We start from the raw sequence: 7,024 nt of genomic DNA on the forward strand, positions 1-7,024 counted from the left end.
TTTGTCGAGGACCTTCCATCGACGTGTCTCGGCGTGACGTTCCGCCCCCACCCAGTTACCCGACAGTCTCTCAGAGCGCGCGGGAGCCGGACCCTGCGGCGGGGGCGTCAGGCGTGGGTGCGGGACTGGGCGAAGGTGGCGAACGCGGTCAGGGACTCCGGGTTGGCCAAGGCGCCCTTGGCGGCGGCCTGGTCGACCGGCGTACCGGTGAGGATCTTCTTGACCGGCACCTCCAGCTTCTTCGCCGAGAGGGTGCGGGGCACCGCGCGTACCTGGTGGATCTCGTCGGGCACGTGCCGGGGTGAGAGGGACGTACGCAGCTCGCGGCTGATCTTCGCCCGCAGCGCGTCGTCCAGGGTCAGGCCATCGGCGAGCACCACGAAGAGCAGCAGCTCGCCCGCACCGCCCTCGCCGTCCTCCAGGTGCACCACGACCGAGTCGACGACCTCGTCGAGCCCTTCGACCACCGAGTAGAACTCGGCGGTGCCCAGCCGTACGCCGCCTCGGTTGAGGGTGGCGTCGGAGCGTCCGGTGATCACGCAGCCGCCGCGCGCGTTGATGGTGATCCAGTCACCGTGCCGCCACACACCCGGGTAGACCGAGAAGTACGCCTCGGAGTAGCGGACGCCGTCGGGGTCGTTCCAGAAGCCCACCGGCATGCTCGGCATTGGCTCGGTGATCACCAGCTCGCCCAGCTCACCGATCACCGGGGTGCCGTCGGCCGAGCGGGCCTCCACCTTGGCGCCCAGGGCGCGGCAGGCGATCTCACCGGCGTACACGGGCAGCAGCGGCACCCCGCCGACGAAGCCTGTGCACACGTCGGTGCCGCCGGACAGCGACTGGAGCTGCACCTGGTCGCCGACCGTCTCGTACACCCAGTGGAAGCCCTCGGCGGGCAGCGGCGCACCGGTGGAACCGACGCCGCGCAGCGCGGACAGGTCGGCGACCTCCCGGGGGACGAGGCCGGCCTTGCGGCAGGCCAGCAGGAACGGCGCCGAGGTGCCGAAGTAGGTCGTTCCCGTTTCGGCCGCCAGCCGCCACAGCGCGCCGAGGTCCGGGTGGCCCGGGTTGCCGTCGAAGAGCACGATGGCCGCGCCCACCGCCGGCCCGGAGACCAGGAAGTTCCACATCATCCAGCCGGTGGTGGTGAACCAGAAGAACCGGTCGGACGGGCCGAGGTCGTGGTGCAGGGCCAGCATCTTCAGGTGTTCCAGCAGGATGCCGCCGTGGCCGTGGACGATCGGCTTGGGAAGGCCGGTGGTGCCCGAGGAGTAGAGCACGTACAGCGGATGGTCGAACGGCACCGGTGTGAACGTCAACGGCTCGTCGGTGGGCGCGGCCAGGTCCGCCCAGTCCAGGAGGGCGTCCGACGCGCCGTCCACCGGCACGGCGGCCGGGTCGTCGGCGGCCACGCCCACCGGGCCGAGGTACGCGATGCCGACGGTGTGCCGTAGCGACGGCAGGGCGGCGCGGATGGCGGCGACCTCGGCCCGCCGGTCGACGGGCTTGTCGCCGTACCGGTAGCCGTCCACGGCGACCAGCACGGTCGGCTCGATCTGCTGCCAGCGGTCGGTGACGCTGCGGGTGCCGAACTCGGGCGCGCAGGACGAGAAGATTGCGCCCAGGCTGGCGGTGGCCAGCAGCAGGACGTACGTCTCGGGAATGTTCGGCGCGTACGCCGCCACCCGGTCCCCGGCGGTGACGCCGAGCCGGCGCAGACCGGCCGACACCCGGCGGACCTGCTCACGCAGCTCGGCGGCGATGAGGGTGACCGGCGGTCGGGTCTGGCCGTGCGCGATCACGACCGGGTCGTCGTCGGCGCGGCCCGGCATCCGTAGCACATTCTCGGCGTAGTTGAGGGTGGCGCCGGGGAACCAGCGGGCCCCGGGCATCGTCCGCTCGGCCAGCGTGGCGGTCGGCGGGGTGTGCGCGATGACCTCGAAGTGGTCCCAGATCGAGCGCCAGAAGGCGTCCAGGTCGGTGACCGACCAGCGCCACAGCGCGTCGTAGTCGGCGAAGTCCAGCCCGCGGTGCTCCCGCAGCCAGCGCAGGTAGTCGCCGATCCGGGACCGCTCGAGCACGTCCGCTGACGGCGTCGACAGCACGTCACCCACTGCTCCACCCTCCCTGAGGCCCGCACGACACTGTGCATGGGCCGTGGCGCCATCTTGCCCTACCTCGAAGCGCCATTCTGCGCACCGGGTGGGCCGATCGACGCGTGCCCGGCCCACACTCCAGCGCGGCAAGCCATGTGGGTCAGCCGGCCCGATGCGCCAGGATGGCCTTGCGGCGGGCCAGGCGGTGCTCGCGGCGGATCTCCGCCTCCCGGTACCGACGCTCGTCCTCCGGCGTCTCCGGCAGCACCGGACGGACCGAGCGCGGCGCACCGCCGACGTCCACCCCGACGAAGACGAGGTACGCGGTGGCCACCCGCATCGGTGCGTCCTCGGCCGAGTCCCACCGCTCGGCGACCACCCGCACCCCCACCTCCATGGAGGTTTGCCCGGTCCAGTTCACCTGGGCGTGCGCGTGCACCAGGTCACCGACCCGCACGGCCTCGGAGAAGACGATCTCATCGATCGCGGCGGTGACCGCCGTTCCGCCGCTGTGCCGGGCGGCGGCGGCGCCGGCCACGTCGTCGACGAATTTCATCAGGACCCCGCCGTGGACGGTTCCGTAGAGGTTGACGTCCACCGCGGTCATGATCTTGCTCAGGGTGACGCGGGAGTACGACGTCGGCTTGCCGGTCGGAGCGGCGGAGAGGTGCTCGGTCATGCCGGAAACGGTACGGTGCGCGGATGCGACATCTCTGGAGCTTCCTCGCCGGGTTGGTGGTGGCACCCATCACGTGGGCGCTTGTCACACTCGGGCAGGACGGGTCGAGCCGGACGGTCGACCGCTGGGTGGAGATCGGCACCTTCAACACCGCCAACCTGATCGAGCCGGCCGTGTACCTCGGTGTCGGCGGTGTCCTGCTCGGGCTGCTCGGCACACTGCGCTTCTCACCGGCGGGCCCGGTGGTGGCCGGGCTGCTGCTGGTCACCCCGTACGTCGGGATCTTCGTGGCGCCATTCGAGGTGCGCGACGCGATCCCGCACGACTGGAAGGTGTTCGGCGACCCACTACCGCTGCGGCTGCCGGTCGAGAACGGCACGCTCTTCCTGATCGGTCTGCTGCTGCTGATGGCGACGTTCAGCAGTCAACGCTGGCTGCGGTGGCCGCAGCCGGCGGCCGTGGCCGCCACGACGCCGACGCCGACGGAAGCCCCGCGCGGCGACGACCTCACCCTGACCGACTGGTCGTCGTCCGAGCAAGCGGAGCGCGACACCGCACCGCCGACCCTGGGCTACCCGGCCGATCCGACGCCGACCGAGCCGCTGCCCCGCCGGGTGGGCGGCGAATCGCCGTGGTCCGCGCCGCCGCGCGGCCAGTCGCGACCCGAGGACACCACCGAGATCCGCTGACCGTCGGGCGGGCCGGGGAACCGGCCCGCCCCTGGAAGCGGCGGGCTCGGTTAGCAGTGCCGCTGCCGTGCCGGCGGCCTCGCTGTGTCGGCTCATGGCCAGCGCCGGTGCGTTCGGCGGGGCCAGACCCGCGGCGGCCAGCACCAGCCACAGGGACGCGAGTAGCGTGCCCAGCCCACCGAGACCGGTGGCCGCGAACAGCACCAGCAGCAGACCGGCTGCCGTCCCCGTGACCAGGGCGCCGACGAGGATCTGCTGTGGGGTGTAGGGCCGCAGCAGGCGGACGTTGAACTGGGTGGCGCCGATCAGGCCCACGGCCCCCGCACCGAAGGCCAGGCCGAACTGCTGCTCGTCGAGGCCGTACTGGTCCTGCGGGACGAAGGACAACCCGGCAACGTACGCGAACAGCGACGCCATGGCCAGCCCGGCGACCAGCGGCGGACGCGGGCGCCAAAGTGACCAGAATGACAGTTCCGACGACACCGATCGTGAGCTGTTTAAGCTCCCTCCCGGGGTGCGGCATAAACCTCCACGCTCCGCGAATACCCATTGTCGCGTGGCGGGTAACGAAGCCACGCTTCGACGAAACGGAATGCAGTCATGAGTGAACCCCCCGTGACAGCCGAGCCGCCGGGCGACGCTTCACCGCCGCGCGCGGCGACCGATCGCAGCCCCTGGAACTGGCTCCTGATCCTCCCGATCGTGGTGCCGCTGGTCCCCGCGCTGTTCAACATGGACTCGCCGCGCCTGTTCGGCTTCCCCACCTACTACTGGCTGCAGTTGGCCTTCATCGTGCTCGGCGTGGCCACGACCAGCGTGGTCTACCGGATGACCAGGGACCGGGCGGTGAGGTCGTGATGTGGCGGAACCATCTGACTGAGATCATCGTCTTCACGGTGCTGTTTCTGCTGGTCAGCGCGATGGGCTTCCTCGCGGCGCGGTGGCGGGCGCCGAAGGACATGGCACACCTCGACGAGTGGGGCCTGGGAGGTCGCACCTTCGGCGGCTGGATCACCTGGTTCCTCGTCGGCGGCGACGTCTACACGGCCTACACCTTCGTGGCGGTTCCGGCACTGCTGTTCGGGGCCGGGGCGGCCGGATTCTTCGCCGTGCCGTACACGATCATCGTCTATCCGCTCGTCTTCCTGGTGCTGCTCCGACTCTGGTCGGTGTCGCGCCAGCACGGCTTCGTGACGCCTGCGGACTTCGTCCGAACCCGCTTCGGCTCACCGACACTGGCGTTGATCATCGCGATCACCGGTATCGCCGCCACGATGCCGTACATCGCCCTGCAACTCGTCGGCATCGAGGCGGTGCTGAAAACGATGGGGGTCACCGGGGACAGCACCATCGCCCGGCACCTGCCGATCATCATCGCGTTCGCCATCCTCGCCGCGTACACCTACCAATCCGGGCTGCGTGCGCCGGCGCTGATCGCGTTCGTCAAGGACAGCCTGATCTACATCGTGATCCTGGTGGCGGTGATCTACCTGCCGTACAAGCTGGGCGGTTGGGGCGAGATCTTCGACGCGGCGGACGCGAAGTTCAAGGCGACGCCCGCCCCGGGTGACGGCATCCTGCTGAACCAGAACAACCAACTCCAGTACGTGACGCTGGCGCTGGGCTCGGCACTCGCGCTCTTCCTCTACCCGCACACCCAGACCGGCGTCCTGGCCAGCCGCAGCCGTGCCGTGATCAAGCGGAACATGTCGGCGCTGCCCGCGTACACCCTGCTGCTCGGACTCATCGCGCTGCTCGGCTACATGGCCATCGCGGCCGGGGTGAAGCCACTGCCAGGTGCGAAGGCGGGCACGGTCGACAGCAACACGGTCGTACCGCTGCTGTTCGACCACACCTTCCCGGACTGGTTCGCCGGAGTCGCGTACGCGGCGATCGGCATCGGCGCGCTGGTGCCGGCGGCGATCATGTCGATCGCGGCGGCGAACCTGTTCACCCGCAACATCTACAAGGAATACCTGAAGAAGGACGCCTCGGCGGCACAGGAGGCGAAGGTCTCCAAGGTCGCCTCACTGGTGGTGAAGGTCGGCGCGGTGGCCTGCATCGTGTTCCTCGACCCACAGTTCTCGATCGACCTCCAGCTCATCGGCGGCGTGATCATCCTGCAGACGCTGCCGGCCGTGGGTCTGGGCCTCTACACCCGCTGGTTCCACCGGGGCGCGCTCATCGCCGGTTGGGTGGCCGGCATGGGGCTGGGCGTCTGGATGCTCTACCAGATCCCGAACCTGGCGACGAAACGCGCGCACTTCGGTGGGTCCGCCTTCCCGCTGGAGAAGTTCGGCTTCGACACCCCGAAGACGATCTACGTCGGTATCGTCGCCGTACTGGTCAACCTGGTGGTCGCGGCGCTGGCGACCCTCGCGCTGAAGGCCGGCCGGGTGCCTGACGGCACGGACGGCACCAGTCCCAGCGACTACTTCGTCGACGAGGGCGACGAGAAGCTGGTCCCAGAGACGCGCCAGAACAGCGACGAGGTGGCCGTCGAACCCGCACCGCAGGTCTGAGCACCGATGGGGTACCCGGGAAACTGCGCCCGGGTACCCCGTCGCCATCAAGAAATTCACCCTCGACAGTGGTCGGTGACGTTGGCCGATACCCTGAACCCGATTCCTGCAATCCTGGTTAGGGGCCGCCTTCATGCGCATTCTCATGCCACTGCCCGACTACGACTTCGACGTAACGGAGGTCGCCGTGCCGTGGCAGGTTCTGACCGCGGCCGGGCACCAGATTCAATTCGCGACCGAAGCCACCGGGGTAGTCCCGGCCGCCGACCCGCGACTGCTTACCGGCGTGATCCTGGGCCAACTCGGCGCAGCCGACGAACCGAAACACTTCTACCATCAGCTCATTCAGAGCCCCGATTTCCGGAACACGGTGGCCTGGGCCGACCTGAACCCGGCCGACTACGACGGGCTTATCCTGCCCGGCGGCCACGCCCCCGGCATGCGGCAATATCTGGACTCCGAGATCCTGGCGGACAAAGTCGCCCAGTTCTGGGCGCTCGGCCGCCCGGTCGGGGCGATCTGCCATGGCGTACTGGTCCTGGCAAGGACAATAGACCCGGCAACGGGACACAGTGTCCTGGCGGACCGACGAACGACCTGCCTGCTGAAATATCAGGAGCGCGCCGCATATCTCCTGACCGCGTGGAAACTCGGACGTTACTACCGCACCTACCCCGCATATGTCGAAGACGAGGTACGAGCTGCCCTCAACTCGCCTGGGCAGCTCGAACATGGACCACGAGTCCTCAACCGACGCGGCACGGCCACCGATGACACCTCCGCCTTCGCCGTGCAGGACGGCAACTACGTCTCTGCACGGTGGCCCGGCGATGCCTACCTTTTCGCGAGAACCTTCTGCGAGCTTCTCGACGGCAGCCCCGTGCACGGGAACCGGTAGGCCCCCCATCAGCTTGGAGCTGGGCGAACGGGGCCGCGATCCGCGACGATACGACGGTCGTAGTATTGACCCGTAACCCAAATGGTTTGTGATCGTTTGGGGTGTATGGGCGTTACGGTGCGGGACGCGCGTCGGCTTTC

General features: G+C 69.2%; 6 protein-coding genes and 1 pseudogene. 4 read left to right on the top strand and 3 right to left on the bottom strand.

Annotation, left to right across the window (positions count from 1 at the left end):
* Window positions 1–107: 107 nt before the first annotated feature.
* Entirely contained in the window at window positions 108–2,114 is a 2,007-nt protein-coding gene (locus ACLQ24_RS27885) for an acetoacetate--CoA ligase (RefSeq protein ID WP_425894717.1), read from the bottom strand.
* A gap of 142 nt (window positions 2,115–2,256) precedes the next feature.
* Complete coding sequence (locus tag ACLQ24_RS27890) at window positions 2,257–2,775, bottom strand: acyl-CoA thioesterase (RefSeq protein WP_425894719.1); 519 nt, start codon at window positions 2,773–2,775, stop codon at window positions 2,257–2,259.
* Window positions 2,776–2,798: 23 nt separating this feature from the next.
* Between ACLQ24_RS27890 and ACLQ24_RS27895 the strand changes: the two genes are divergently transcribed.
* Complete coding sequence (locus ACLQ24_RS27895; RefSeq protein ID WP_425894720.1) at window positions 2,799–3,464, top strand: hypothetical protein; 666 nt, start codon at window positions 2,799–2,801, stop codon at window positions 3,462–3,464.
* Here ACLQ24_RS27895 and ACLQ24_RS27900 read toward each other — a convergent pair.
* Window positions 3,423–3,899 (bottom strand): annotated as a pseudogene (locus tag ACLQ24_RS27900) (transporter); the annotation flags it as partial. The gene ACLQ24_RS27895 and the pseudogene ACLQ24_RS27900 sit on opposite strands and share 42 nt — an antisense overlap.
* A 165-nt stretch (window positions 3,900–4,064) precedes the next feature.
* Between ACLQ24_RS27900 and ACLQ24_RS27905 the strand changes: the two are divergent.
* The 3 genes from ACLQ24_RS27905 to ACLQ24_RS27915 all read left to right on the top strand — a co-directional run bounded on the left by ACLQ24_RS27905 (window position 4,065) and on the right by ACLQ24_RS27915 (window position 6,884).
* The gene (locus ACLQ24_RS27905) at window positions 4,065–4,322 is read left to right on the top strand and encodes a DUF3311 domain-containing protein (RefSeq protein ID WP_425894721.1); all 258 of its coding nucleotides are present in this window, start codon (window positions 4,065–4,067) and stop codon (window positions 4,320–4,322) included.
* Complete coding sequence (gene mctP, locus ACLQ24_RS27910) at window positions 4,322–5,986, top strand: monocarboxylate uptake permease MctP (RefSeq protein WP_425894722.1); 1,665 nt, start codon at window positions 4,322–4,324, stop codon at window positions 5,984–5,986. Before ACLQ24_RS27905 ends, mctP begins: the two co-directional genes overlap by 1 nt.
* 133 nt (window positions 5,987–6,119) lie before the next feature.
* Window positions 6,120–6,884 carry a type 1 glutamine amidotransferase domain-containing protein gene (locus ACLQ24_RS27915; RefSeq protein WP_425894723.1) on the top strand — a complete coding sequence of 255 codons (765 nt, stop codon included), beginning with the start codon at window positions 6,120–6,122 and terminating at the stop codon, window positions 6,882–6,884.
* Window positions 6,885–7,024 lie beyond the last annotated feature (140 nt).

The sequence above is a fragment of the Micromonospora sp. DT4 genome, assembly GCF_049841675.1.
GTDB lineage: Bacteria > Actinomycetota > Actinomycetes > Mycobacteriales > Micromonosporaceae > Micromonospora.

Coding starts and splice junctions, on each gene's coding strand:
- ACLQ24_RS27915 (WP_425894723.1), top strand. CDS start 6,120: ATGCGCATTCTCATGCCACTGCCCGACTACGACTTCGACGTAACGGAG.
- ACLQ24_RS27890 (WP_425894719.1), bottom strand. CDS start 2,775: ATGACCGAGCACCTCTCCGCCGCTCCGACCGGCAAGCCGACGTCGTAC.
- mctP (WP_425894722.1), top strand. CDS start 4,322: ATGTGGCGGAACCATCTGACTGAGATCATCGTCTTCACGGTGCTGTTT.
- ACLQ24_RS27905 (WP_425894721.1), top strand. CDS start 4,065: ATGAGTGAACCCCCCGTGACAGCCGAGCCGCCGGGCGACGCTTCACCG.
- ACLQ24_RS27895 (WP_425894720.1), top strand. CDS start 2,799: ATGCGACATCTCTGGAGCTTCCTCGCCGGGTTGGTGGTGGCACCCATC.